Here is a 24,466-nt window from a genome sequence, read left to right on the forward strand (position 1 = left end):
AAAACGCGGCGCCCGGCGCGCGGATCGGGCTTGAACACTTCGTATTCGACACCGTTTGCCGAGAGGACCCGCCATGTTTTCGACACTCTATTTCGCTACCGCCGCCGCGCTCGCCAACCCGTCGTCGCATGACGCTTACGTTGCCCGCGTGCTCGACGGCCGCTTCTCCGAAGCATCCGCGCTCGTCGCCGCGCGCTGCGACGGCGAGCCGGGCGGCATCGCCGCCGACGTGCGCGACATCCATGCGTATGCCGACATCCAGCTCGTGCTCGGCCGCTTCGAGGAGGCCGAGGAAACGTTCCGCCGCGCGCAGAAGCTGCTGCGCGAATCGCGCGACCAGACGCGCGTGATGACCTGCCGCAACGCGAGCTGGCAGGCATTCTTCCAGAATCGCTTCGGCGTCGCGCAGGCGGGCTTCCAGCGCATCGCCGACGATCGAACGGCGAGCGGCGAGCAGAAGCTCGAAAGCCTGATCGGTGCGTGTGTCGTCATGCACCACCTGGGCCGCGCGGAAGACGCGATGGCGGCGCTCGATGCGCTCGACGCGGCCGCGCGCGACGCCGTCGATTCGCGTTGGCTGCAACTCGCGCGCGCGCTGCGCACGGATCTGCTGCTGCAATACCAGATCGGCCGGGCCGACGCGCTCGGCGATCACGTGTACTGGCGCTCGGCGCTCGCCGATCTGCCGCCCGCGGCGTTCGTCGATGCGGGCGCGGGCGCGGACGAGGCGGCGGTCGGCGGCCCGCAGGTGCCGCTGTTGCGGATGCGCGTCGGCTACATGCGGGAGGTGAGCGCGCTCGCGCTCGGCGATCATTCGGCGCTCGCGCGGATCGATGCGCATGTCGGCTGGTGCGCGCAGCGCGGCATCGCCGACTATCAGCGCAGCGTGCGGCTCGAGGCGGCGCTCGCCGCGCTCGCCGGCCACGCGCCGAACGTCGCCGATGCGATGATCGCGCCGTATCGCGACGCCGCGGCCCGCTGCGGCACGCACGTGCGCTGGACGCTCGATTATCTGTATTGCGCGGCGAAGGTCCGCGAACAGCAGGGGCGGATTCGCGAATCGTCGGCGCTGTATGCGCGCTATGCGCTCGCGTCGGTGCGGCACGTGCGTTCCGACGGCGCGGCGCTGGCGCCCGCGCTCGCGATCGCGCGCTGCGGCACGCATGCGGCCGCGCCGAGCGACGACGTCAGCGCGCGACTGCCCGGCAAGTACCGGCGCGCGTATCGCTATCTGATGGAGCGGCTCGATCAGCGCGACCTGTCGGTGCGCGAGATCGCCGCGCACATCGACGTGACCGAGCGCGCGCTGCAGGCGGCGTTCAAGACCTATCTCGGGCTGTCGCCGAGCGAGTTGATCCGTCGGCAGCGGATGGAGCGGATTCGCGGCGAACTGCTGTCCGACTCGCCGCGGACCGCGAGCGTGCTCGAGATCGCGAGCCGCTGGGGCATCCAGCACCGGTCGACGCTCGTCAACGGTTATCGGCGAATGTTCGACGAGGCGCCTTCGCAGACGTTCGATCGGTGACGTCGCGGCGGCGGCGGCGCGCATCGAGGCATGCGCTGCCGCCCGGCGGCGTGAACGGACGGCGGGCCCGAACGGGTGCGCTTGAACGGGAGCGTTTGAACGACGCGTGAACCCGTACCCGCCCCGTCCTCACCCCATCCCGCTCGCATGCACGCGCCGCGCCCACTGATACCGATCGAGCCGCAGCAGTTGCGAGATGCGCGCGGCGACATCGTCGTCATGCGCGCCTGCGTCGTTCGCGCGCTCGTTCACGTCGAGAAACCGGCCGACGAGCGCCGTCGACGCGCGATCGCCCGACAGCAGCACGGTCTGCGCATAGCGCCGCCAGTCGTCGTCCTGCAGCGCGTACAGGCACCAGCTCTGCAGCGCCGCGCACAGCGGCGTGCCGCGCTCCTGTTCCTCGAGCGTGCGCAGGATGTGCAGCGCGCCGATCCAGTCGCGCCGGCTGATCCGCAGCCGCACGTCGCACAGGTCGACCGCGGCGTTGCGCGGCTGCAAGATGCGCAGCGCGAGCAGCAGTTCGTCGAGGTCCGCGTGCGCGCTCGCGCGCAGCCCGGCCGAAAAGACCGAGAGCAGCGCGCGCAGGGCGGCCTTGTTGCACGGTTTGATCGCCATGTCGGTGCGATGCGTCGAGAAAAGATGATCCGCCGACGATGATCGCCGTCGCGCGCGTGCACGCGGCCGTCGCGCGCGAAGCGGCATCGCGCGCGACGAAGCGCCGCGTGCCGCGCGGCGGCGGCGCGCACCCCGCCGCCGGTCGTTTCGGGCGCCGCGACGCCGCTTCGCGCGCTTTGCGGCGCGCACGGACGCGCTGCCTAAGCTTGTCGTCGAACCGCGGGCGCACCAGGGCCGTGCGCGTTCTTTTTCCTTTCCCTCAGTCGATGTACATTCATAGCGAGACGATCATGAGCGTTAACGGCATTTCGAACCAGACTCTCAATCCGACGCAGTACTCACCCTCGTCGACGTCGTCGAGCAGCCGCGATCAGAAGATCGAGGAACTGCTCCACGAAATCGAAGACCTGCTGATGCAGGGCGATTCGGGCGACGGCGACGATTCGACCGTCGGCAGCGATTCGGACAACAACCCGCCGGCCGGCAACCGCGGCGCGACGAACAACGCGGCCGCGCCGGCGGGCAACCAGCCGGGCCAGGGCCTGCACGACGTGAAGCTGAACACGAAGGCGGGCGGCGAGGCGCTGCATCTGCAGGAAGACTCGCAGGGCAACCTGTACAACGGCAGCGGCAATTCGGTCGGCGTCGTCGACAAGAACGGCAACGTCACGCTGAATTCGGGCGCGACGAAGGAGCTCCAGCGCCTCGAGACGGGCGGCAGCCACGATCTGTCCAACTTCGCGAACGTCGGCAAGCGCGGCGCGGGCGGCAACATCGAGTTCACAGCCGACGAAGTGACGGTGAGCGCGGGCGACCTGAACCAGAAAAACGACTTCTGACCGCGCGGGCGGCGCGGCGGCACTGGACAAGCGCTTTCGAATCGGTCCACACTGCGCGCTTGCGCCGCCGCGTCGCGGCCCGTCCAATCATTCGCGGATTCCGACGTCCGCCGGAGTCGATCTTGAGCGTGTCGCAACGGGCCGATGCCCGAATTTTCGAGGTGATGCAGGCCCGGCAGCCGTGGGGCACGCTCGCGCTCGACCACGACGGCGCGATCGTCGCCGCCACCGCGCGCGCGCACGCGCTCCTCGGCCGCCCGCTGCGCGCCGGGCTGCCGCTCGCCGCCGTGCTCGGCGACGCGGCGCCCGCGGATTGCGCCGCGCTCTTCGACACGCTCGAACAAGGCTTCGAATTCGAAACCGACGAAGCGATCCTGTGGCTCACGCTGCAGCCGGTCGAGCACGATCCGGCGATCGCGGCGACGGTCTCGGTCGCCGACGTCACGCCGCTGCGCCGCGCGCTCGACGAGCGCGTCGCGTCGCTGCGCTTTCTTGCGCACGATCTGCGTTCGCCGCAGAATTCGATTCTCGCGCTGACCCAACTGCACGACGCCGATCCCGATGGGTTCGCCGCGTGCGGCGGGCTCGAGCGGATCGGGCAGCTCGCGCGGCACGCGCTGCTGCTCGGCCAGGACTACCTCGTCGCGTCGGCCGCGGACGATCTGCGGCAGCGCCATTTCGTGCGCTTCGACCTGCGCGCGATGCTGCGCGAGCTCGTGCCGAAACTCGAAGTGAGCGCCGTCTATCGCGGCGTCGCGTTGCAGCTCTGGCTCGACGACGCCGCGCCGCTATGGCTGCGCGGCGCGCGCGTGTTCGTCGCGCGCGCGTTGCAGAACCTGATCGACAACGCGGTGCAGGCGTCGCGGCAGGGCGCGCGCGTCGAGATTCGGCTGCACGTGCGCGATGCGCACGCGGAGGTGACGATCCGCGATTGGGCGGGCGGCTTGCCGGGCCTCGCGGCGGATGGGCGGATGACCGATTTCGCGCCGCTCGCCAAGCGTGGATCGAGCGGCTCGATGGGCTTCGGCCTCGGGCTGCAGCTCGCCGCGCAAGTGGTGGCCGCGCATGCGGGCGCGCTGTACGCCGAATCGAATCGGGGCGTCGGCACGACGTTCGTGATGCGTGTGCCGGTGCTCGCGCCGGCGGCCGGCGCCGCGCCGCGGGCCGTGCCGGACGGCGTCGCGCGCTGGCGCGCGAGCGTCGCGCCGGATGGCTGAGCCCGTTTTTTTCGCTTGACGTTCCTTATTCTTGCGATGTCCGAACCGAACATGCAGCGCACCGTGCAGCAGCCCAAGCAGATCGTCGTCGTCGAGGACGATCCGGTGCAGCGCACGCTGCTCGTCACCTGGCTCAAGGCCGAGGGCTACCGCGTCGCGGCGTTCGACGACGGGCTCGACGCGCGCCGCTTTCTCGGCGAGAGCTGGGCCGATCTGCTGCTGCTCGACTGGGACCTGCCCGGCATGACGGGCGAGCGGCTGCTCGCATGGGTGCGCGGCCGCGCGCGCTCGATCGTCCCGGTGATCTTCCAGACCGTGCATTCGGACGAAGAGGACATCGTGAAGATCCTGGACGCCGGCGCGGACGATTTCCTCATCAAGCCGCTCGAAAAGCAGACGCTGCTCGCGCGCGTGCGCGCGCTGCTGAGGCGCTTCGCGGCGCTCTCCGCCGATAGCGCTCGCATGCGGCTCGGCGGCTACCTGCTGTCGCGCGCGACGCTGACCGTGTCCGGCGGCGGCGCGTCGCACGCGTTCAGCGCGAAGGAATTCGACATTCTCTGGCATCTGGCCGAGCATCCGGGCGCCGTCGTGCAGCGGCAGGATCTGCTGCGGCTCGTCTGGGGCGCGGACGCGTCCGCGCAGACCCGCACGGTCGACATGTACGTGAGCCGCCTGCGCAGCCGGCTGAAGGCGGCGGGCATCGGCTGGACCGTGCATGCGGCTTACGCGACCGGCTATCGCCTGAATCTGGGCGCGGACGCGGAAACGGCGGATCATCCATCGTGACGCCGCGCGCGGCCGCGTCGGCTGCCGCCGTGGCGCTCGCGCTCGCGCTCGCGAGCCATGCGCCGGCGCTGCACGCGGTGCCGCTCGCGTGGCCGCTCGCGCGCTTCGACTATCGCGTCGGGCCGGTGAGCGCCGCCGTCGCGTTGAGCGAGCTGAGCCGCCGGTCCGGCGTCGCAATCGACGTCGACGCACACGCGCCATGCCGGCTCGACGTGCGCGATGCGTTGCCGCCGCAGCGCTTCGTCGACTGGGTCGCGCGCACGTGCGGGCTCGCGTCGTATTACGACGGCGCGGTGTTGCAGCTCGTCGCACCCGATGCGTTCGAGCGCGCGGCGGTGCGGCTCAATTACGCGACGCCCGCCGAGCTGCGCGCGACGCTCGCGCGGCAGCGGATCGTCGACAGGCGCTTTCGGCCCGGCTACGACGACGCGGCGCGGATCGTGCGCGTGGCCGGCCCGCCGCGCTATGTCGCGCTCGTGCTCGCAGCCGCGCGCGCGCTCGACGAGGCGGCGCAGGCGCGCGTGCGCACCGAGACGCGCGCGTTCCCGCTGCGTGCGCGCACGGCGGCTGACCGCGTCGCGCGCGGCGATGGGGATGGGGGGAGCGATGCGCCGCTGCCGGGGCTCGCGACGCGGTTGCGCCGCCGGCTCGAGCAGGACGGCGCCGCGCGGCGCGCAGTGCCGGGCGTGCGCGAATTCACCGCATCGCTGCCGATCGTCGACGCGGACGCACGCTCGAACACCGTGCTGATCCGCGACGCGCCCGCGCGGCTTGCGCGCGACGCGCGGCTCGTCGCGCAGCTCGATACGCTGCCCGCGTCGATCCGGATCGACGCGTTCGGCGCGACGCTCGCGCCCGCGCAGCTCGATGCGCTCGGGCTGCGGTGGTGGCGCGACGACGCGCAGGCTTCGGGGGCGCCGCGCGCGGCGGGCGATGCGCCCGTATTGCCTGTATTGCCCGAATCGCCCGAATCCACCAGCGCATCCGCGCCGCGCGTCGCGATCGCGTCCGCGCCGGACGGCTGCGCGGCGACGCGCGCGCGCATCGCCGCGCTCGCCGCGCACGGCGACGCGTCGATCGACGCCGACGGCTCGACGCTGACGCTTCCCGACGGCAGCGCGGACTTCGGCCGGCTGCGGCTGGCATTCGTCGCGTCGGGCGACGGCGACGCGCGGTCGCTCGATGCACAGCGCAACGGTTTCGCGATGCGGGTCACGCCGCACGAGACCGCGCAGCCGGACCGCTATGCGCTCGACATGCGGATCGTCGAGCGCTGGGCCGACGGCGCCGGCCGCGCGGCCGGCGCGTCGTCGCGTGAAACCGTGTCCGGCGTGACGCTCGCGGCGGGGGAATGCGCGGCAATCGCGCTGCCGCTTGCCGCGGGGCGCGGCGAGCAGCGGCTCGTGCTGGTGACGCCGCGCGCGATGCCGGCCGATCCGGCGCGCGTGCCGCCGCCGGCATCGCCGAGCGCGCCGGCCGCGGCACGCCCGCGCACGGCGTCACGCACGCATCCGCCGGTGCCGCCGCTTTCGCCGCCGCTCGACGGCCTCGGCCTCAGGACGCAGACACGCCTGCTCGGCAATTGATGCGAATCCCGCCCATTATTAAACGGCCATCGCGCACGATTCAGGTGCGCGATGGCAATCGTCTTTTGAAATTAATGTGGCCAGTCGATTAACACGGCGATTCGGCTTGTTTATATGATTTTTTTTCGACTTTAGACCGGCGTATAAAAATGCCAGATCGGCTCCGTGCACGGCTAGCGATTGACAATGGACTGCATCATTTCATGCAGTTCGAGCCGATTGTAAGTTGCCCGTAACGCGTCTTTCGTCGTGATCCGGTTGCGGGCCGCGAGCGCGGCGAGATCGTCGTTCAGCGAGCGCGACATGTTGTCCTCCCGGCGCCGCAGGAACTCGTTGACGAGGTGCAGCTTCGTCGGATCGGCGATCAGCTTCGCGACCTGGTTGTTGTTGTTGAACAGCAGCTCGCTCGCGAGCACGAGGCTCTCGCCGTCCGCGCTCGGCACGAGGCTCTGGCAGACGATGCCGATCAGCGATTCGGCGAGCGCGACCGCGTGCCGGTCGCGCTCGCCGGCCGGAAAGAACGACAGCAGCTTGTTGAGCGCGCTGACCGCGCTGCCCGTGTGCATCGTCGCGAGCACGAGGTGGCCGGATTCGCCCGCCTGCAGCAGCGTGTCGGCCGTCTGCGCGTCGCGCACCTCGCCCACCATCACGACGTCCGGCTTCTGCCGCAGCGCCTCGCGCAGCCCGTGCGGGAAATTCGGCGTGTCGGTCGGCACTTCGCGTTGCGAAATGATCGACTGGCGGCGCTCCAGATAGTATTCGATCGGCTCCTCGATCGTGACGATATGCGTGTTGCGCGTCGCGTTGACGTGCTCGAGCAGCGACGCGATCGTCGTCGTCTTGCCCGAGCCCGTCGGGCCCGTGACGAGGATGATGCCCTTCGTGTTGTCGAGCATCGAGCGCACGTACACGGGCAGGCCGAGTTCCTCGAGCGGCAGCGGCTTGAGCGGCAGCCGGCGCATCGAGATCACGATCTTGCGGCCGCCGCCCGCGCGATACACGTGGCAGCGCAGCCGGCAGCGCGTGAGGACGAACGGGCGGTCGAGCGTGCCCTGACGCAGCGCGCTCTCCCAGTGCTCGTCGATCGCGTCGAGCAGCGGGCGCATGTCGTCGAGGAGTACCGGTTCCTCGCTCGTCTCGACCCAGCCGCGCGGCGTCTTGATCGTGACGGGGCGGTCCTGCTCGATGTGGATGTCGGTGAACATCTGCTTCAGATCGATCAGGCCGAGCACTTCGCTCGCGAGATCGCGCATCGGGGCGGCGGCATGCTGGTTCATCTTGGCGATTCGAATGAATGGAATGGGCGGCGCATTGCGGTGGAGCATTGCGCGCGGCGATTGGGAAATTGAATGGTCTATTGAATTTTGCACGTCAACTAGCTTTTGTCAAACTGTTCGGGGTATATTTGCCGCGCAATAATCAATTCAATAATGCGACTGCGTGCGCAGACCTATTATGTAAAGCCGAGGTAATCCAGGGTTCGGAAAGCCATTTCCGGCCGCGAGGGCAGTCCGACGCGTCGGGCGCGGCATCCGGGAACGTCGGGCGGCCAAGCGCGAGGGCCAGCGGCGCAAGGCAGCAGTCGAGTAACGAGGAAAATCATGATGCACGGCGCCACGGTCGCCGCGGCCGCGTTCATCGCGATCGCGCTTCTTGCAACCGATTGCGCGGCGAGCGGTCCGCCCGCCGGCACCGATCCGGCATCGGGCGGCTCGTTTGCCGAGCGTTTCGATCACGCACCGCTGACGGCGCCGCGCGTCGATGTGTTTCGCGCGCCGTCGCCGGCCGCGTCGACCGCGCCATCCGCGCCATCCGCGCCGCAGCCGACTGCGGACATGTCCGTTCAGGACATGCCCACGTGGGACGTGCGCGCCTCCGACGGCACGATTCGCGGCGTTCTGTCCCGATGGGCGAGCACGGCGGGCTGGCAGCTCGTCTGGGATGCGCCCGTCGATTTCAGCGTCGATGCGCAGGCGACGCTGCGCGGCTCGTTCGAGGATGCGCTGCAAGCGCTCGTCGCGAGCCTCGGCCGTACGTCGACGCCGATCCAGGCGATTCTCTATCGAGGCAATCACGTGTTGCGCGTCGTCGCGCAAGGAGCGGGCTGATGCGTGTCTTTTTCGCCGTTTCATTGCTGGCCGCCGCATGGCTCGCCGGCTGCACCGGGCTTCGCGGCGGCATCGAGCGTGACGCGCGGCGCGATTCGAACGAATCCGGCGCGCTCTTCAAGCGCGCCTCCGACGGCGACAACAGCGTGCACGCGCTCGCGCCCGTCGTCGTCGACAACGGGCTGTGGGTGTCGGCGGGCGCCGTCAAGCTGCGCAGCAGCGAGCAGTTGCCGCCGCTGTTCGACGAGCCGGCGTCGTTCGACCGCGCGGTCTCTTCGTTATCCGAATTCGCCGAGCAGATCTCGCGGCTGACCCAGGTGCCGACGCAGGTCGCCGCGAGCGCGCAGCAGGCGGCCGCGCGTGCGCAGCGCGGCGGCGGCGCGGAGGGCGCCGCGCGCGGCGCGCCCGCGTTTCTCGACGCGGCGGGCGGGCGTTCGGTGCCGCCGCTGCCGTCCGGCATGCCGGGCGGCGCGTCGGCGGGCGGCGGCAAGGCGGGCGGCAGCGGCGCGGGCGCGGGCGCGGGCGCGGGAGCGGGAGCGGGAGCGGGAGCGGGAGCGGACGGCGGCGGCACGTCGTTCGCGCCGGTGCGCATTCTGTACGCGGGCGGCACGCTGAGCGGCCTGCTCGACGCGGCGTGCGCGCGCTTCGGCGTCTTCTGGAAATACGAGCAGGGCGCGATCCGCTTCTTCTTCACCGATACCCGCACATTCCAGGTCAACGCAATTCCGGGCGATTCGTCGCTGAACGCGTCGGTCGTGAGCGGCGCGACGAGCGACGGCACGTCGGGCGGCTCGCAGTCGGGCGGCTCGAGCGGCGGCCTCAACGGCGCGAGCTCCGGCACGACTGGCCTCACCGCGAACAACACGGCGAACACGGCGGTGAACTCGCAGCTATCGGTGTTCAACGGCCTGCAGAGCGCGATCCAGTCGATGCTCTCGCGCTACGGCAGCTCGGTCGCGTCGCCCGCGACGGGCTCGATCTCGGTGACCGACACGCCCGACGTGCTCGAGCGCGTCGCCGCGTTCATGGCGCAGCAGAACCGCTCGCTGTCGCGGCAGGTGCTGCTCAACGTGACCGTGCTCAGCGTGTCGCTGAAGGCGGGCGACGCATACGGGATCGACTGGAGCCTCGTCTACAAGACGATGTCGGCGGGATTCAACATCACGAATCCGTTCAATCCGGTGTCGCTGACGAATCCGGCCGATCTGTCCGCAACCGTGCTCAGCCCGACGAGCCGCTTCAACGGCACGAAGCTGCTGATTCGCGCGCTGTCGCAGCAGGGCACCGTGCGGCGCAAGACGTCGGCGTCGGTCACGACGCTGAACAACCAGCCGGTGCCCGTGCAGGTCGCGACGCAGACGGGCTACCTCGCGTCGGTGTCGACGACGAACACCGCGAACGTCGGCTCGTCGACGGCGCTCACGCCGGGCACCGTGACGACGGGCTTCAACATGACGCTGCTGCCGCACGTGCTCGACGACGGCACCGTGATGCTGCAGTTCTCGACGAACATCTCGTCGCTGCTCGAGCTGAAGGAAGTGTCGAGCAGCACCGGCGGCAGCGGCGAGGCGCGGATCCAGACGCCCGACGTCGACATGCGCAACTTCCTGCAGCGCGTCGCGATGAAGTCGGGCGAGACGCTCGTCATCAGCGGCTACGAAGGCACGAACGATTCGCTCGACGAGCGCGGCGTCGGCACGCCGAAGATGATCGCGCTCGGCGGCGGCTACGAGGCGCAGCGCGCGCGCGAGGTGATCGTGATCCTGATCACGCCCGTCACGCAGCGCGGCGGCGCGTAACGGAGCCGGCGATGAGCGCGCAGGTGATTCAAATCGGCCGCCAGCGCTTCGTCGGCGGCCTGTTCTGGCAATCGCTGTCGAGGCGCAACGAGCTGCGCGCCGAAGCGGTCGAGCTCGCGAAGAAGCTGAAGTTCGACCTGATGGTGCTGCGGATCGATCGCGGCGTCGCGGCGGCGGGCTACGCGAACACGCGCGACGGCTTCGCGCCCGGGCATCTGTCGCTCGGCGCGATGGTGTCGCGCGCGATCGCGCTCGAAGGCGCGTTCTACAACGGGCGGCGTCAGCCCGCGCCGAACTGGCTCGGCGCGTTCGCGCTGCCCGACGGGCGCTGGGCGTACTTCGCGGTGCGCGACCACGCGTTCATGCCGAACGGCGACTGGGTGGGCAGCCGCGAGGAAGCGCTCGAGCGGCTGCATACCGATTACGCGTGGGGCGGCTGGAACGTCGTGATCGGCGAGCCGGAGCTCGAGAAGCAGGGCTTCCAGAATTTCCAGCCGAAGCGGCTCGACGATCTGCTGCCGCGCCGCGGCGGCCGGCCGCGCACCGAGCGCTGGTGGGCGCTCAAGCCCGTCGAGCGGCGCCTGTCGCCGCGCGCCGCGCTGATCGCCGCGACGGTGGCGTGCGTCGCGCTCGGCGGCGCGCTCGCGTATTGGCATCATCGCGCGAAGGTCGAAGCGCAGGAGCGCGAGGCGGCGCTCGAACGGGTGCGCGCGGAGCTTGCCGCGCGGCAGGCGAGAAGCGGCCCCGTTGCGCCTCCGTGGGCGACGCTGCCCGATGCGGTCGCGTTCGCGCGCGCGTGCGCGACGCGCTTCGGGCGGCTCGCGCCGGGCGGCTGGCGGCTCGAGCGCTACGAGTGCACGCCGGGCACGGCGCATTACGCGTGGACGCGCAACGGCTCGAACGTGCGCTACCTGATCGCCGTCGAGCCCGCCGCGACGGTCGACACCGACGGCGAGCGCGCGACGCTCGACGTGCCGCTCACCGCGCCGACGGCGAACGACACGCCGCTCGTCGACGATTCGGTTGTCAGGACGCAACTTCTGTCGCGTCTGCAATGGCTCGACGCGGCCGCTAAACTGGACCGGCTGCTTCCCGATCAGGCGTCGCGCGCGCCGCTCGCGAACCTCGCGCAGCAGGCGGCCGCCGCGCCCGCGTGGCGCGCGTACCGGCTGAACGCGCGCCTCGGCGGCGTCGCGCCGCCGGAGTTCGTGCGCGCGATCGACGTGCCGGGGCTGCGCGTCGAGCGCATCGCTTACCAGAACAATCAGTGGACTCTCGAAGGAGTGCTCTATGCGAAATAGTCGCGTCCGATCGATGTGCGCGCTTGGCGCGGCGCTCTTCGCCGGCATCGCGCGCGCGGCGGGGCCCGCGCCGTCCGACGACGACGGCGGCGCGACCGCCGAACGGCTCACACGGTTGCAAAGCGAGACCGTTCTGCTGCAGGCGCAGTTGAAGAAGCTCGAGACCGAGCAGCAGGTCGCCGAGCGCACCGCGCAGCTCGCGCGCGCGCGCGGTGGCGGCGCGCCCGCCGGGCAGTTCGCTGTGACGGCGATCGAAGGCGTCGGCAAGCGCGCGTTCGCGACGCTGCGGATGAACGGCGGCGCCGAATTCGAGGTGCAGCGCGGCGACGCGCTGCCGGACGGCGGACGCGTCGCCGCGATCGAGCCGCGCGCGGTCGTCGTGTCGAATCGCGGGCGCACGTACCGGTTGTCGACGGCGTCGCCTTCCTATGCGGGCTATCCGCCGCTGCCGGCCGACGCGGCCGCGCCGCTGCCGACGCTGCCCGCCTTGCCGGCGAGCGGATCATGAGCCGGGACGCGCAACGGCCCGACCCGGCGGCCGCGCGCGCGACGCCGCACGCCGCCGCCGCCGACACTGCCGCCGACACTGCCGATACCGCCGCCGTCGCGCCGCCGCGCGGCCCGCGCGCCGTCAGCGAAGCGGGCGACTTCGCCGCGAGCGTCGAGGAGCGCAAGTTCGTCTGCCTGTTCGACGACGGGCGGCTGCTCATCGCCGAAGGCCACGAGATGAACCCGTTCGTGCTGTCGTATCGCGCGCGGCTCGACCGGATGGGCCGGCCGTACCGGCCGACGCCGGCGACGCTGATGCAGGTGCGCGAGGCGTACAGGCGGAACGTCGCGGGCGGCGGCGAGCGGCTCGACCACACGGTGATGCAGGTGCTCGCGAAGGAGCTGATCGGCCGCGCGTGCCGCGAGCGCGCGTCCGACGTTCACATCCGCGTGCGCCGCTTCAGCACCGAGGTCTACTTCCGCGTCCACAACGAGCTCGTGCGCGTGAACGAGCATACGCGCGAGCACGGCGAGCGCCTGCTCGCGACGCTGTACGGCGCGATGACGACCGTGTCGGACAACAGCTACCGGCCGAGCGAGCGGCAGGACGCGAGCATCGGCGACCGCGACAAGCTGCCGGACGACCTGTACGGCGTGCGGATCGCGACGACGCCGACGAGCGAGGGCAGCCTGATGGTGCTGCGGCTGCTCTACAACGATGCGGGCGACGCGACCGATCTCGCGGCGCTCGGCTTCGCGCCCGAGCACGTCGCCGCGTTTCGCGCGCTGCGCGCGCAGCCGCACGGAATGAACATCATCAGCGGCCCGACGGGCTCCGGCAAGTCGACGACGCTGCAACGGATGCTCGCCGCACAGATCGACGAATCGCACGGCAGCCTGCACGTGATCACGGTCGAGGACCCGATCGAATATCCGATCGACGGCGCGGTGCAGACGCCGGTGGCGAACGCGCCCACCGAGGACGCGCGCGCGCTCGCGTTCGCGGCGGCGATCACGAACGCGATGCGGCTCGACCCCGACACGATCATGATCGGCGAGATCCGCGACCGCGCGTCCGGGCAGACCGCGCTGCGCGCGTCGATGACGGGCCATCAGGTGTGGACGACGGTGCACGCGAACAGCGCGCTCGCGATCGCCGACCGCCTGATCGATCTCGGCCTGCACGCGCGGATGATCACCGATCACACGGTGATCTCCGGGCTCATCAGCCAGCGTCTCGTGAAGCTCTTGTGCCCGCATTGCAAGCTGCGGCTCGCCGATCATCCGGAGCGCATCGAGCCGGGCCTCTTCGCGCGGCTGCGGCTCGCCCTCGACACCCGGGTGCACGACGTATGCATCGCGGGCGACGGCTGCGCGCAGTGCGGCGCGGCCGGCACGATCGGCCGCACAGTGGTGGCCGAAGTGATCCTGCCCGATGCGCGGCTCTTCGAGTTCCTGCGCGACGGCGACAAGGTCGGCGCGCTCGAGTACTGGACCCGCACGCTCGGCGGGATGACGCTCGCCGAGCACGCGCTGCGCAAGGTCGCGGCGGGGCTCGTCGATCCGCGCGGCGTCGAGCGCGTGGTCGGCACGCTCGCGCCGGTGGCGGGCGAGGCGCGGCAGCAACTGTCGCTTGTCGGGTTCAGCTATGGCACTTGAGCTGAATCGCCATTGGGCGAAGCTGTGCCTGAATGCCGACGAGCGGCTGCGCGTGTACCGGAAGATCGCGAAGATGCTCGGCAACGGGCTGCCGCTCCTCAAGGTGCTCGAGGAGCTCGAATGGCGCGCGTCGCGCGAGGGCCGCAAGCCGCGCGAGCCGCTCGCGATCGTGCTGTCCGACTGGCGCCTCGCCGTGCAGAACGGCGGGATGCTGTCCGAGGCGATGGACGCGTGGGTGCCCGCGACCGAGCAGATGATCGTCGCGGCGGGCGAGCAGGCGGGGCGCATCGAGGACGCGCTCGCGTCGGTCGCCGACATCGTGCAGTCGAGCCGCAAGATCCGCCGCGCGGTGACGGGCGGCGTCGCGTATCCGGTCGGGCTCGTCGTGATGGTGATCGGCTATCTGTACCTGTTCGGCACGCACGTGATTCCGAAATTCGCACTGATCGCCGATCCGTCGCACTGGCACGGCGCCGCGCGCTCGCTGTATCTGATGTCGCTGTTCGTGCAGGGCTGGATGCTCGTCGTCGTCGCGGCGCTCGTTGCGGCGCTCGTCGCGCTCGCATGGTCGCTGCCGCGCTGGCGCGGGCCGCTGCGCATCTATGCGGACCGCGTGCCGCCTTATTCGATCTACCGGCTCGTCGCGGGCAGCGGCTTTCTGATCGCGTTCTCGGCGCTGCAGGCGTCGGGCGTCACGGTCGAGAAGGCGCTGCTGAAGATCGGCGCGGTCGCGGGGCCGTGGCTGCGCGAGCGGATCGACGACACGCTCGTCGGCGTGAAATCGGGCCTCAACGCCGGCGAGGCGCTGCTCAACACCGGCTATCAGTTTCCGTCGCGCGAGATCGTCGAGGATCTGTGCATCTACGCCGAGTACGGCGGCTTCGACGCGGCGCTCAGGATGCTCGCCGACGAATGGCTCGAAGAGGGCGTCGCGCGGATCGCCGCGCAGATGCGCGTGCTGAACGGCGTCGCGATCGTCGTGCTCGCGGTGCTGATCGGCTGGCTCGTGACGGGCTTCTTCGGCATCCAGCAGGAAATCGCCGCGATGACGCGCGCGATGCATTGACGTCGCGCATTTTCAATTCAGGAGAAACCAACATGAAACCACTCGCCGCCCATCCCGCCTACCGCCACGAGCCGGCGTTCTGCCGGCGCCACCGCCACGAGCGCGGCGCGTCGCTGCTCGAGAGCATCGCGTATCTCGGCGTCGCCGCGATCGTGATCGTCGGCGCGATCGCGCTGCTCGGCTCGGCGTTTTCCAGTGCGAACACGAACCGGCTCGCCGAGGAGCTGAACGCGATTCAGACGGGGACCAAGAAGCTTTATATGGGGCAGGTGAACAATTACGGGAACGCGTCGCTGAATGCGAACCTCATCGCGGCGAAGGTGTTTCCGAGCACGCTGCCGACCGACAACAACGGCAACGTATCGAACGCGTGGGGCGGCGCGGTCACGGTGACGGGGGCCGGCCAGACCTTCACCGTCCAGTACACGAACGTCCCGCGCGACGTCTGCATCAATACGCTGACGGCGGGCGGCAACTGGCGGACGGTTGCGATCGGCGGGAATGCCGCGATCGACTATCCGGTTTCCCCCGGTAACGCGACGACGAACTGCGCGGACAACGCGTCGATCGTCTGGACGTCGAACTGACGCCTCATCGACTCCTTCGCCATCGCCCACGCCACCGCTCATGTACGCCTTGGCCGTCGCGCTGACCTTCGCATCGCTCGCCGCCGTCTACGCGACACTGCAAGGCCCGTCCGCCGTTCCCGCGCTGCAACCGTCGCGCGCCGCGCAAGCGCTCGCGGACAATCTCGCCGTCTACCGCCAGGCGGCGCTCGACTACGCGCGCACGCATCCGGGCACGCGCGGCGCGGTGCCGAACGCGCAGCTTCCGTTTCCGACGTGGTATCCGGGCGCGAACCCGCTTTGGCGCAACTACGTCGAGCGCGGCACGGTCGTCGCGTATGCGGCGTCGCCGCCGCCCGTGAACATCGCGGGCGAGATCGCGGCGCTCGCCGACGGCTCGCTGCTCGCGGGCGTTGCGTATCGCGGCGCGGTCGTGCGCCCCGGCTACGCGAATCCGAACGCGCCGGCGGACGGCGTGCCGCTGCCCGCGGGGCTTTCGATCGCGAACGGCCTTCCGGTCTGGATGGGGCAAGCGTACTGATGCATTTCATGTCTTCCCGCCGCCGCGCGCGCGGCTTCGCGCTGATCGAGATGCTCGGCGCGCTCGCGATCGCCGCGCTGCTGCTCGCCGGCATCGCGGCGATGCTGGACACGTCGCTCGACGACGTGCGCGCGCAGCAGGCCGCGCAATACCAGGCGCAGGTGACGGCCGCGGCGACGCGTGCGTTGAAGCGCGACTACGACGCGTGGCTGCAGCGCGCGAACGCGCAAGCGCCCGTCGTGATGACGCTCGCCGATTTGCAGGCGACGAACGATTTGCCCGCCGCGCTGCAGACGCGGAACGCGTATGGTCAGCACACGTGCGTGCTCGTCAAGCGCACCGCGAGCGGCGTCGGACTCGACGCGCTCGTCGTGACGACGGGCGGCGAGACGATCGGCGACAAGGAGCTCGGGCTCGTCGCCGCGAGCGCGGGGCCGGGCGGCGGCTCGATCGCCACGAGCGCGCCCGCGCTCGCGCGCGGCGCGTTTGACGCGTGGCGCATGCCGCTCGGCACCTACCTCGGCGGCAGCTCGCCGACATGCGATCCGGCCGACGCCACGCCGCCGAATGCCGGCCATCTCGCCAGCGAGATCTTCTTCAACGGGCCGGGCCAGCAGATCAACAGCGATTACCTGTACCGCGTCGGCGTCGGCGGCCATCCGGAGGCGAACGCGATGCAGGTGCCGATCTGGCTCGCGCACACGTTCGTCGAAGGCAGCACGGACGCGGCGAACTGCGGCGCGGCCGGCAGTTACGCGAACGGCAAGCTCGGCGCCGACGCGACCGGCAATCTGCTGAGCTGCAAGAACGGCGTGTGGCGCGGCGCGGGCGGCCACTGGAAGGACCCCGTCGCCACGGCCGACGATCTGCCCACCGACGCATCGAACGAAACCGGCGACGTGCGCCTCACGCTCGACACGTTCCGCGCGTATGCGTGGACGGGCTACGCCTGGAAGGCGCTCGCCGTGGACCGGAACGGCAACCTGATCGTGCCAGGCGTCGTCTCCGCGAACCAGTACGAAATCACCGGGCGCGTCGTCATCAACACGCCGTGCGCGCCCGATCCGAGCCGGCCGAACGCGGGGCTCGTGTCGATGGGCCAGGACGGGCAGGTGCTGTCGTGCCAGGACGGCAAGTGGCTGCCGCAATCGGGGATCAAGATCGGCGGCACGGAGACGGCGTGCGAGATCCTGATGGAGACGCCCGGCGCGACCGATTTCTCGTGCGGGTACACCTATCGCGGCCCCTATCCGAACCCGCCGCTCATCACGTACGAATCGGACGGCACGTATACGTACACGATCGACCGGCCGGTGAAGCTCGACAACAACGGGCTCATTTCGGTGAGCGCGTACATGCACATGAGCTACGCGACGTGCGCGCTGAAAGGGCGGGAAGGACAGATGCGTCTCGTCGTCGACGTGATCGACGTTCAAAGCGACCGGGTGATCGCGCACGGCGAGGCGCAATCGACGAAGCTGATCGAGGACGCCGCGACGATCAACGTCACGCTGAATCAGGCCGCCGAGCCGCGCAGCGGCTACACGGTCAGGCTTTCGAGCAAGTGGGCGACGTACGACAGCTACTCGGGAACGCCGTGGACGTCGACCTATTGCAGCGGCGGCAAGACCTTCCTCCAGACGCCGCTCGTGACCGGCTGGACGATCAATTCGTTCTATTGAACGGGCCTTCGCCGCGCGCGGGCGCCGCCGCGCGCCGCTGCGGTTAACTGCAGGGGTCTCCCATTCGCGGCGCGCGATCCGACCGACGGTGCGCGCGCTCCCACCGGACGGACCCATGAAGGCCAAGATCCCCGTTTTGCTGTCCCTGCTGTGCTCGCTCGCGAGCCTTTCCGCCGATGCCGCGCCCGTCCGCTGGCGCAGCGCCGAAATCCAGTACGCGGCGGAAGGCAAGGACGTGAAGGACGTGCTGCGCGATCTCGCCGCGAGCCAGAACATCGCGGCGAACGTTGCGCCCGGCGTGAGCGGCGCCGTCAGCGGCAAGATGAGGATGTCGCCGCAGCGCTTTCTCGATACGCTCGCCGCGTCGTTCGGCTTCGTCTGGTATTACGACGGCACCGTGCTGTACGTGACGCCCGCGAGCGACATGAAGAGCACGCTCGTCAAGCTCGACCACGCGAACACGGGCGACCTGCGCGATCTGCTCGAACAGATGAAGGTTGCCGATCCGCGCTATCCGGTCACCTACAATGCGCGGCAGCGCACCGCGCTCGTCGCGGGGCCGCCGCGCTACGTCGAGCTCGTGACGAGCGTCGCCGCGCGGCTCGACGAGAATTCCGCGCGCACGGGCGGCACGGCGATCCGCGTGTTCTCGCTGAAGCACGCGTGGGCCGCCGATCGCGACGTGAACGTCGACGGCACGACGGTGACGATGCCGGGTGTCGCATCGCTGCTGAACCGGATGTATCACCCCGGCGACGGCAAGCGCGCGTCGCAGACGACGGTCGGCCAGCCGATCAGCCGCGCCGCGCCGATGACGGATCTCGGCGGCGGGCGCAGCGGCGTGCCGCCGTTGCCGCCGCTGCCGCCGTACATGCAGGCCGCGCAGTCGGGCGACGGCGCGGGCATGCCGGCGGGCGGCGATCCGCGCCCGGGCGGCCTGCTCGCCGCGGCGATCGCGAATCCGGGCGCGGCACGCGCGCCCGGCGGCGGCATGCCCGACGCGAACGGCTTGCCCGGCGGCGCGAGCGGCGTGGCAGCGGGCGCGGGCGACGCGCCCGACCTGCCGGTGATCCAGGCCGACCCGCGCACGAACTCGATCCTCGTGCGCGACGTGCCCGAGCACATGGCGCAGTACCCGGACCTGATCGCGCTCCTCGACGTGAAGCCGCGCCTGATCGAGATTGAGGCGCGCATCATCGAGATCGACGACGGCGCGCTCAGGCAGCTCGGCGTCGACTGGCGCGCGCACAACAGCCATGTCGACCTGCAGACGGGCACGGGGCTCACGTCGCAGAATTCGTATGCGAACGGCTCGCTGAATCCGACGTTCGGCTCGATCTCGCTGTCGGGCAACGATTCGGTCGGCGTGCCGGCGAGCCCGCTCGGGCTGTCGCTGACGGCCGTGCTCGGCGATGCCGGCCGCTACCTGCTCGCGCGGATCAACGCGCTCGAATCGTCGAACCAGGCGCGCACCGACGCAAGCCCGAAAGTCACGACGCTCGACAACGTCGAGGCGGTGATGGACAACAAGAAGCAGTTCTTCGTGCGCGTCGCGGGCTACACGTCGGCCGACCTTTACAGCATCTCGACGGGCGTGTCGCTGCGCGTGCTGCCGATGGTCGTCGAGGAAGGCGGGCGCACGCAGATCAAGCTCGACGTGCGGATCGTCGACGGCGAGCTGTCGCAGCAGACGGTCGACAACATTCCGGTCATCGTGTCGAACGAGATCAACACGCAGGCGTTCATCGAGCAGGGGCAGGCGCTCCTGATCGCGGGCTACAAGGTGGACGCGCGCTCGAACACGCAATCGGGCGTGCCGGTGCTGTCGAAGCTGCCGTTGCTCGGCGCGCTGTTCCGCTCGACCGACAAGCAGGACAGCCATAGCGAGCGGCTCTTTCTCGTGACGCCGCGGGTGATCGAGCCTTGAGCGGGCGGCATGCGGCCGCGTCGCGCCGGCCGGGTGCTCGCGCGCATCGCGCTCATCGGCCGAGGTAGAGATAGAGCGACGCGAGCGCCGCCGTGACGATCGTCGCGGCGAGCGGCAGGCGGAACTGCGGCGCGCATCGGGCGATCTTGAGCATGAAGCCGGTATGCAGGCGCTTCGGCGACGCGAGAAACGCGACGTACCAGACGGCGAGATTCAGGCCGAAGGCGATCGAGAACAGCACGCCCATGCCGGCCGTGCGCAGAAACGCATGAAGGAGGCCGGAAGCCGGCGGCGCGCCGATGCCGATCCACTGTCCGAGCAGCAGGCCCAGCATCAGCGCGCCAAGCGAATAGGTATTGAGCATCACCTGGTGCGCGGCGAGCGCGAGCCACTTTTGCCGCGGCGCGGCGACGAGCATGCCGAAGAGAACCATGCCGAGCGTGGCGAACACGTTCCAGATGTGCGGGCCGATGCCTTCCTGGATCGCCGCCTGAAGGTACGTGACCGACCGGTGGCTGCCGAGCCAGCCGGTCACGATGACGCCCGCGATCGCGGGCAGCACCCACGCGGCGAGAACCGTGAACGCTTCGAAAAGCGTGCGGCCGGGCCAGAAATCCGACCGCGCGAAGTCGCGCGTGTGATGGCGGAGCCAGTGACGGGTTCGAAGCAGCAGCGTATGCAGGACGGGAGCGGCGATCATGTTCGAGCGTGGGCCATGCGCGCCGGACGCGCGCGCGATGCATGTCGCGGGGCGGCGGGTGACGGCGCGCGGTGACGGTGGATGATTCGAGGTTGACGGCAGCGTGCGGCGAAACTTGATAGCCGGTTTGCTTGCGCGCGCATCGGATCATCGCCGAAAACGTCCGCGTCCGGGCCCGGCCGCGGTGCCGACGGTGCGGAGCTGTCGCGATTGCCGCCGACATGCGCGAGCGTTCGCATGCTGCGTTGCGCGTTTTGCATGCAGACGGGACACGGCGATCGCCCCGGTTCGACGCGCGCCGGCGTAGCCCGGCATCGCGCATCGTCGATGCGGGCGGCGCGGAGAAGGCGCAGTCGCTTCAGTTGCGCTTGCGCGAGCGCATCCGAACCGCGGAATCGAATCGCGCCTGAGCACGGGCGAGCTCGTCGAGCGCGCGATCGAGGCGCGACACCGCGGCCGCGTATTCGATGCTCGACGTTGTCTCCCCGGCGTCGCCGCGAACGGCGCGGAATGCGCGATCGACGTTGCGCGTCGCCTCGAAAAAACGCTGTGCGGCCTCGGCTTCCCGGGAATGCGGGATGGACGACATGGACGTTTCTCCTCCGTTGCCAGACATGACAGGCCGATCGCAAGCGCTTGCATCGCGCGATGCTCGCTTTGTCCCGATCGGGCCGCCGTGACCGGATGGCGACAGATGACCGGCGCGCAACGATGGTGCGCAGACGACGCAACGCTTCGCGCGTCGTCGCGCGGCGCGCGTCAGGCTGCACGTCAGACGCGCGGCCCGTCACCACGCATGGTTCACATGCGCATGTGCGGGCGCGGCGTGGCCGAACGGCGCGGCGGATTCGACAGGCGACATGTCGAACAGATCCCGCGTGAACCCGCGCGCCTGCTCGGCGGCGGCGGGCTGGCTGCGCAGACGCGTGACCTGCTCGACGAACGTATCCAGATCGCCGTCGCGCGTCGCCTTCGTGATTTTCGCGAGATCGCGCGCCTTCAGCACGCTCGGTTGCGTGAGCCGCACGAAGTACGGCGCCTCGAGCTCGACCGACAGCGCGAGCGGATAGCTCCTGCCCGTCTGCTCCGTCTCGCGGCCGACGCAATCGACGACCGCCGCGCTCTGCGCGGCGCCGAGCACCTTGCCCGTGCTCACGCTGCGCAGGTGATCGGGATACACGCGCAGGCGCGTGCCGATGCTGAGCTCGGTCGGCGACGCGCACACGAGCGCGTAGTAGTGCTCGCGACGCCGGCCGGAAGGCAGCGTCGCGCGGCTCGTGATGAACGTATGCAGCGGCAATTGACGCACCTGGCCGCTCGCATCGATCCACGCGTTCCACAACAGCACGTCTTCCGTTTTTCTTTCCGGCTGCCTCGCCTTGCTCGACGCCGGCGAGAACAGCGCGATCAGCGAGCCCGTGCGGTGCGCGGCGATCTGCGCGCTGTTGCCGAGCGGCTGGCCGATGCCCCACAGAAACCGCCCGCCTCCGAGCCGGCGCTCCCATTCCTTTCTCAGCACGGTCGTCGGGAGCGCTTCGCCGGATTCGTGACCGATCTTGGTCCAGCAAAACGTCGGGGGGAGGTGTTTCAGTGTCATCAACTTTCTCGGAATGCGGCCGACCGTCAGCTTCGACGATCAATTCATTAGGCGTTAATGTATATGTATAATGCATGCTATGGAAGCCCCCAAGAGACATTTTTCTGTTCAGGACCTGTTGAGCCGATTATTGGCCGATACCCGCTCGTCCAGTGAAATAGCGAGGCTTTCGGGCGTCAGCCAGCCCACCGTCTCGCGACTCAGGTCGTCGAGCGGGCGTCGGCTGCGCAGGAGCGCATCATTCAATAAGCTATGCAGTTTCTACGGTGTCGAGACGCGGCAATCGGGCCGGTTGTCGGCGCCGTACAACGATTTGCTGCGCGAGGCGATCGTCGAGGCGTGGGACGGCTCCGAAGAGCACGGCCGCGCGCTGCTCGGCGTGATCAAGGGGTTGAAGGAACTGAGCGGCAAGCCGGGATGAGGGCTTGCGCGATGCGTGGGCTCGATCGCGTGCGGATTCGCGGTGCGCCGTGCGGGGCGTCGCGATCGCGCGTGCCCGCCGGTTGCGTCGGCGCAGCAGGCCGGCCCTACCCGCGATGCGATGCGGCCCGCCGAAGGCGGGCCGCATTTCTCGCGCTGACGGTTGTTACTTGCGGCCGAGATACTGTTCGGTGCAGATGTGCGTGAAGTGGATGATCGACGTCCGCTCCCGGATTTGTGCGTTGTCGAGATACGCGACAGCGAACGCATACGGGTTGTAGGTGATCCGCCAGCGATCCGAGGGCACCGACATCGTGTTGAAGTCGCCCGTCACCGTTCCGCCGCCCTGGCACACGCCGACGTTCAGATCGACGAGCAGGTTGCCGTTCGCGTCGGTGTAGCCCGACGTTTCCGTCAGCAGCGTGTTGGGGCCGTTCGGGCCCGCGCTGTCGTATGCGCGCAACCAGATGCGCTCGCCGGGCGGCAGGCGGACGTTGCCTGTCGAATCCCACGCGATGGCGCCTGCGGACACGACCCGCGCGACGTTCTCGTTGCCGCGCACGAGATGCGTGATGTTCTCGTTGTCGAGGAGGCGATAGAAGCCCGCAGTGCCCGCGCCGTCCGACACGCGCAGCGTATACGCTTGCGCGGCGGGCGCGGTCGTGCCCTTGTCGTAGACGCGGAACATCAGCGTCGCGCCCGCGGGCGACGTGATGTTGTACGACGTGCCCGACGCGAGCGTCGCCCACGTGTTCGGCGCGGTCTCGAGCTCGGCCGTCTGCGTGCCCGCGCCCTTGAACGTCACGTAGTTCGCCGTTTGTGTCGACGGCACCTGCACCGCGTAGTAATCGAAATCCGCGACCGTATCGAGGTTCGCGCTGATCTGCTGGTTGCCGGTCAGCTTCGTCGGATGCAGGATCGAATCGTTCGGCTCGTAGCTGTCATAGCCCGTCGTGCCGAACACCTGGAACTGGAACGGCGCGTTGCCCGCGCCTTGCTGCGCGCTGACGAGCAGCAAGAGGCGCACCGGGCCGTTCGGCACCGCCTCGACGATCTTGTTCGGCGACAGGTCGGCCTGGCTGTCGAGCACTGTCCACGAGCCGTCTTCGTTGACTTGCACGAGATGCGCGTCGTGCTGCTCGTTGGCGGGCAGGCTCACGACGTACGCGACGATCTTCGTCGCGCTCGGCGCGACGAACTGGAAGCAGTCGGCCTGGCCGGCGGGCGCGGTGACCGCGTTGTACGCGGCGCCGATCGTGACATCGGTGCAGTTCGCGACGGGCGGCGCGACGGTTGCGGCGGTTGCGGTGGTCGTTGCGGCGAGCGTCGCTTGGCGCTTCGCGAGCGGCGCGCGCGTGCCGGCCTGCCGGATCGCGCTGGCGGACAGCGTCGGCAGCGGCCGCGGCAGGGTCGGCAGCGACGCGCGGCGCGCGGCGAGCTGTTCGCCGATTTTCGTCGGCTCGGCCCGGCTGACGCCGTCTACGTGCGATTGCGCGACGAGGGTTGGCGCTTGCGCCCACGATGGGCTCATCGCCGCCGCGGTCAGCAGCGCTGCCGCGTACTTCAGTTTTTTCATAGGGTCTCCGTATGTGGATGCGCTTGATGCGCGGCAATCATCATACGTTTGCCACGGGGAAATAGGGCGGGAAAGTTTCGGAATTGTTTGGGGGGCGTGTGCGGATGCGCTGATGGACCGTCAATGAGCTGTATTAGCCAACAATCGATACACATTGCTAGCTTCGAAGTGTCGAGCATTCAGACTTCGATATATGACGCCGACTGAGATGCCACCAGTTTCGGCGACGGCGAACACAAGCAGATACAAAGATCGTCGCTTAACGCCGCCTGTCGCCCATCCGGCCCCGTGCTCGAAATTCGGGGACCATCACACGCAATCTTGCCGATTGTTTTACACGCCGGGCACAGCACAGGATCGTGCTCATATGCTTGTTCGCGGCCATTCAGCAGGTCGCCGCCATCGCCTCTTTGCACGATGCCGCCGGCTGTCGTCAGGTCGCCTTTCACGATGTCATATCGTCGCAT

General features: G+C 69.6%; 23 protein-coding genes. 16 read left to right on the plus strand and 7 right to left on the minus strand.

Annotation, left to right across the window (positions count from 1 at the left end; all coding sequences use genetic code 11):
* Nucleotides 1-73 precede the first annotated feature (73 nt).
* Complete coding sequence (locus WT16_RS27090; RefSeq protein ID WP_063534628.1) at nt 74-1,525, plus strand: helix-turn-helix transcriptional regulator; 1,452 nt, start codon at nt 74-76, stop codon at nt 1,523-1,525.
* A 129-nt stretch (nt 1,526-1,654) separates the two neighbouring features.
* Here the strand turns inward: WT16_RS27090 and WT16_RS27095 are convergent, their stop codons facing one another.
* On the minus strand, nt 1,655-2,140 hold the full coding sequence (locus WT16_RS27095; RefSeq protein ID WP_006028727.1) for an HrpB1 family type III secretion system apparatus protein: 486 nt from the start codon (nt 2,138-2,140) through the stop codon (nt 1,655-1,657).
* 290 nt (nt 2,141-2,430) lie between these two features.
* Here WT16_RS27095 and WT16_RS27100 point away from each other — a divergent pair, with 290 nt between their 5' ends.
* From WT16_RS27100 to WT16_RS27115, 4 genes are all read left to right on the plus strand, one after another.
* Nucleotides 2,431-2,979, plus strand: a complete 549-nt coding sequence (locus WT16_RS27100; RefSeq protein WP_009915553.1) for a hypothetical protein — start codon at nt 2,431-2,433, stop codon at nt 2,977-2,979.
* Nucleotides 2,980-3,107: 128 nt separating this feature from the next.
* Nucleotides 3,108-4,196, plus strand: a complete 1,089-nt coding sequence (locus WT16_RS27105; protein WP_015603414.1) for a HAMP domain-containing sensor histidine kinase — start codon at nt 3,108-3,110, stop codon at nt 4,194-4,196.
* A 36-nt stretch (nt 4,197-4,232) separates the two neighbouring features.
* Nucleotides 4,233-4,982: a response regulator transcription factor gene (locus WT16_RS27110; RefSeq protein WP_015602941.1), complete on the plus strand. Its 750-nt coding sequence runs from the start codon at nt 4,233-4,235 to the stop codon at nt 4,980-4,982.
* The gene (locus tag WT16_RS27115) at nt 4,979-6,568 is read left to right on the plus strand and encodes a secretin N-terminal domain-containing protein (protein ID WP_063534629.1); all 1,590 of its coding nucleotides are present in this window, start codon (nt 4,979-4,981) and stop codon (nt 6,566-6,568) included. The genes WT16_RS27110 and WT16_RS27115 overlap by 4 nt, the downstream gene beginning before the upstream one ends.
* A gap of 173 nt (nt 6,569-6,741) precedes the next feature.
* Here the strand turns inward: WT16_RS27115 and WT16_RS27120 are convergent, their stop codons facing one another.
* Nucleotides 6,742-7,845, minus strand: a complete 1,104-nt coding sequence (locus WT16_RS27120; RefSeq protein WP_015603958.1) for an ATPase, T2SS/T4P/T4SS family — start codon at nt 7,843-7,845, stop codon at nt 6,742-6,744.
* Between the two features lie 324 nt (nt 7,846-8,169).
* Here WT16_RS27120 and WT16_RS27125 point away from each other — a divergent pair, with 324 nt between their 5' ends.
* The 10 genes from WT16_RS27125 to sctC all read left to right on the plus strand — a co-directional run bounded on the left by WT16_RS27125 (nt 8,170) and on the right by sctC (nt 19,706).
* Nucleotides 8,170-8,676 carry a toxin co-regulated pilus biosynthesis Q family protein gene (locus tag WT16_RS27125; RefSeq protein ID WP_063534630.1) on the plus strand — a complete coding sequence of 169 codons (507 nt, stop codon included), beginning with the start codon at nt 8,170-8,172 and terminating at the stop codon, nt 8,674-8,676.
* Complete coding sequence (locus tag WT16_RS27130; RefSeq protein ID WP_063534631.1) at nt 8,676-10,475, plus strand: PilN family type IVB pilus formation outer membrane protein; 1,800 nt, start codon at nt 8,676-8,678, stop codon at nt 10,473-10,475. The genes WT16_RS27125 and WT16_RS27130 overlap by 1 nt, the downstream gene beginning before the upstream one ends.
* Before the next feature lie 11 nt (nt 10,476-10,486).
* The gene (gene pilO2 / locus WT16_RS27135) at nt 10,487-11,776 is read left to right on the plus strand and encodes a type 4b pilus protein PilO2 (protein ID WP_063534632.1); all 1,290 of its coding nucleotides are present in this window, start codon (nt 10,487-10,489) and stop codon (nt 11,774-11,776) included.
* Between the two features lie 13 nt (nt 11,777-11,789).
* Nucleotides 11,790-12,284 (plus strand): type IV pilus biogenesis protein PilP, encoded by a 495-nt coding sequence (gene pilP, locus WT16_RS27140; RefSeq protein WP_006028736.1) that lies wholly within the window; start codon nt 11,790-11,792, stop codon nt 12,282-12,284.
* Entirely contained in the window at nt 12,281-13,924 is a 1,644-nt protein-coding gene (locus WT16_RS27145; RefSeq protein WP_063534633.1) for an ATPase, T2SS/T4P/T4SS family, read from the plus strand. The genes pilP and WT16_RS27145 overlap by 4 nt, the downstream gene beginning before the upstream one ends.
* On the plus strand, nt 13,914-14,990 hold the full coding sequence (locus WT16_RS27150; RefSeq protein WP_006028738.1) for a type II secretion system F family protein: 1,077 nt from the start codon (nt 13,914-13,916) through the stop codon (nt 14,988-14,990). The genes WT16_RS27145 and WT16_RS27150 overlap by 11 nt, the downstream gene beginning before the upstream one ends.
* A 32-nt stretch (nt 14,991-15,022) precedes the next feature.
* Nucleotides 15,023-15,577, plus strand: a complete 555-nt coding sequence (locus WT16_RS27155; RefSeq protein ID WP_063534634.1) for a type 4 pilus major pilin — start codon at nt 15,023-15,025, stop codon at nt 15,575-15,577.
* 40 nt (nt 15,578-15,617) lie between these two features.
* The gene (pilM, locus tag WT16_RS27160) at nt 15,618-16,097 is read left to right on the plus strand and encodes a type IV pilus biogenesis protein PilM (RefSeq protein WP_009915528.1); all 480 of its coding nucleotides are present in this window, start codon (nt 15,618-15,620) and stop codon (nt 16,095-16,097) included.
* Entirely contained in the window at nt 16,097-17,779 is a 1,683-nt protein-coding gene (gene pilV / locus WT16_RS27165) for a shufflon system plasmid conjugative transfer pilus tip adhesin PilV (protein WP_063534635.1), read from the plus strand. The genes pilM and pilV overlap by 1 nt, the downstream gene beginning before the upstream one ends.
* 115 nt (nt 17,780-17,894) lie before the next feature.
* The gene (sctC, locus tag WT16_RS27170; protein WP_006028742.1) at nt 17,895-19,706 is read left to right on the plus strand and encodes a type III secretion system outer membrane ring subunit SctC; all 1,812 of its coding nucleotides are present in this window, start codon (nt 17,895-17,897) and stop codon (nt 19,704-19,706) included.
* A gap of 52 nt (nt 19,707-19,758) precedes the next feature.
* Here sctC and WT16_RS27175 read toward each other — a convergent pair whose 3' ends face one another.
* From WT16_RS27175 to WT16_RS27185, 3 genes are all read right to left on the minus strand, one after another.
* On the minus strand, nt 19,759-20,406 hold the full coding sequence (locus tag WT16_RS27175; RefSeq protein ID WP_015603335.1) for a hypothetical protein: 648 nt from the start codon (nt 20,404-20,406) through the stop codon (nt 19,759-19,761).
* Between the two features lie 358 nt (nt 20,407-20,764).
* Nucleotides 20,765-20,995, minus strand: coding sequence for a hypothetical protein (locus tag WT16_RS27180; RefSeq protein WP_009915523.1), 231 nt, complete (start codon nt 20,993-20,995; stop codon nt 20,765-20,767).
* A 198-nt stretch (nt 20,996-21,193) separates the two neighbouring features.
* Nucleotides 21,194-22,003 carry a hypothetical protein gene (locus WT16_RS27185; protein WP_063534983.1) on the minus strand — a complete coding sequence of 270 codons (810 nt, stop codon included), beginning with the start codon at nt 22,001-22,003 and terminating at the stop codon, nt 21,194-21,196.
* Nucleotides 22,004-22,082: 79 nt separating this feature from the next.
* Between WT16_RS27185 and WT16_RS27190 the strand changes: the two genes are divergently transcribed.
* On the plus strand, nt 22,083-22,424 hold the full coding sequence (locus WT16_RS27190) for a hypothetical protein (RefSeq protein WP_063534636.1): 342 nt from the start codon (nt 22,083-22,085) through the stop codon (nt 22,422-22,424).
* Between the two features lie 165 nt (nt 22,425-22,589).
* Here WT16_RS27190 and WT16_RS27195 read toward each other — a convergent pair whose 3' ends face one another.
* Nucleotides 22,590-23,999 carry a hypothetical protein gene (locus WT16_RS27195; RefSeq protein WP_063534637.1) on the minus strand — a complete coding sequence of 470 codons (1,410 nt, stop codon included), beginning with the start codon at nt 23,997-23,999 and terminating at the stop codon, nt 22,590-22,592.
* 179 nt (nt 24,000-24,178) lie between these two features.
* On the minus strand, nt 24,179-24,466 hold the full coding sequence (locus tag WT16_RS33120) for a PAAR domain-containing protein (protein WP_080595205.1): 288 nt from the start codon (nt 24,464-24,466) through the stop codon (nt 24,179-24,181).

The organism is Burkholderia sp. MSMB1589WGS (assembly GCF_001636105.1).
Taxonomy (GTDB): domain Bacteria; phylum Pseudomonadota; class Gammaproteobacteria; order Burkholderiales; family Burkholderiaceae; genus Burkholderia; species Burkholderia humptydooensis.

Coding starts and splice junctions, on each gene's coding strand:
- WT16_RS27090 (WP_063534628.1), top strand. CDS start 74: ATGTTTTCGACACTCTATTTCGCTACCGCCGCCGCGCTCGCCAACCCG.
- WT16_RS27095 (WP_006028727.1), bottom strand. CDS start 2,140: ATGGCGATCAAACCGTGCAACAAGGCCGCCCTGCGCGCGCTGCTCTCG.
- WT16_RS27100 (WP_009915553.1), top strand. CDS start 2,431: ATGAGCGTTAACGGCATTTCGAACCAGACTCTCAATCCGACGCAGTAC.
- WT16_RS27110 (WP_015602941.1), top strand. CDS start 4,233: ATGTCCGAACCGAACATGCAGCGCACCGTGCAGCAGCCCAAGCAGATC.
- WT16_RS27120 (WP_015603958.1), bottom strand. CDS start 7,845: ATGAACCAGCATGCCGCCGCCCCGATGCGCGATCTCGCGAGCGAAGTG.
- WT16_RS27125 (WP_063534630.1), top strand. CDS start 8,170: ATGATGCACGGCGCCACGGTCGCCGCGGCCGCGTTCATCGCGATCGCG.
- WT16_RS27130 (WP_063534631.1), top strand. CDS start 8,676: ATGCGTGTCTTTTTCGCCGTTTCATTGCTGGCCGCCGCATGGCTCGCC.
- pilO2 (WP_063534632.1), top strand. CDS start 10,487: ATGAGCGCGCAGGTGATTCAAATCGGCCGCCAGCGCTTCGTCGGCGGC.
- pilP (WP_006028736.1), top strand. CDS start 11,790: ATGTGCGCGCTTGGCGCGGCGCTCTTCGCCGGCATCGCGCGCGCGGCG.
- WT16_RS27145 (WP_063534633.1), top strand. CDS start 12,281: ATGAGCCGGGACGCGCAACGGCCCGACCCGGCGGCCGCGCGCGCGACG.
- WT16_RS27150 (WP_006028738.1), top strand. CDS start 13,914: ATGGCACTTGAGCTGAATCGCCATTGGGCGAAGCTGTGCCTGAATGCC.
- WT16_RS27155 (WP_063534634.1), top strand. CDS start 15,023: ATGAAACCACTCGCCGCCCATCCCGCCTACCGCCACGAGCCGGCGTTC.
- pilM (WP_009915528.1), top strand. CDS start 15,618: ATGTACGCCTTGGCCGTCGCGCTGACCTTCGCATCGCTCGCCGCCGTC.
- pilV (WP_063534635.1), top strand. CDS start 16,097: ATGCATTTCATGTCTTCCCGCCGCCGCGCGCGCGGCTTCGCGCTGATC.
- sctC (WP_006028742.1), top strand. CDS start 17,895: ATGAAGGCCAAGATCCCCGTTTTGCTGTCCCTGCTGTGCTCGCTCGCG.
- WT16_RS27175 (WP_015603335.1), bottom strand. CDS start 20,406: ATGATCGCCGCTCCCGTCCTGCATACGCTGCTGCTTCGAACCCGTCAC.
- WT16_RS27180 (WP_009915523.1), bottom strand. CDS start 20,995: ATGTCGTCCATCCCGCATTCCCGGGAAGCCGAGGCCGCACAGCGTTTT.
- WT16_RS27185 (WP_063534983.1), bottom strand. CDS start 22,003: ATGACACTGAAACACCTCCCCCCGACGTTTTGCTGGACCAAGATCGGT.
- WT16_RS27190 (WP_063534636.1), top strand. CDS start 22,083: ATGGAAGCCCCCAAGAGACATTTTTCTGTTCAGGACCTGTTGAGCCGA.
- WT16_RS27195 (WP_063534637.1), bottom strand. CDS start 23,999: ATGAAAAAACTGAAGTACGCGGCAGCGCTGCTGACCGCGGCGGCGATG.
- WT16_RS33120 (WP_080595205.1), bottom strand. CDS start 24,466: ATGCGACGATATGACATCGTGAAAGGCGACCTGACGACAGCCGGCGGC.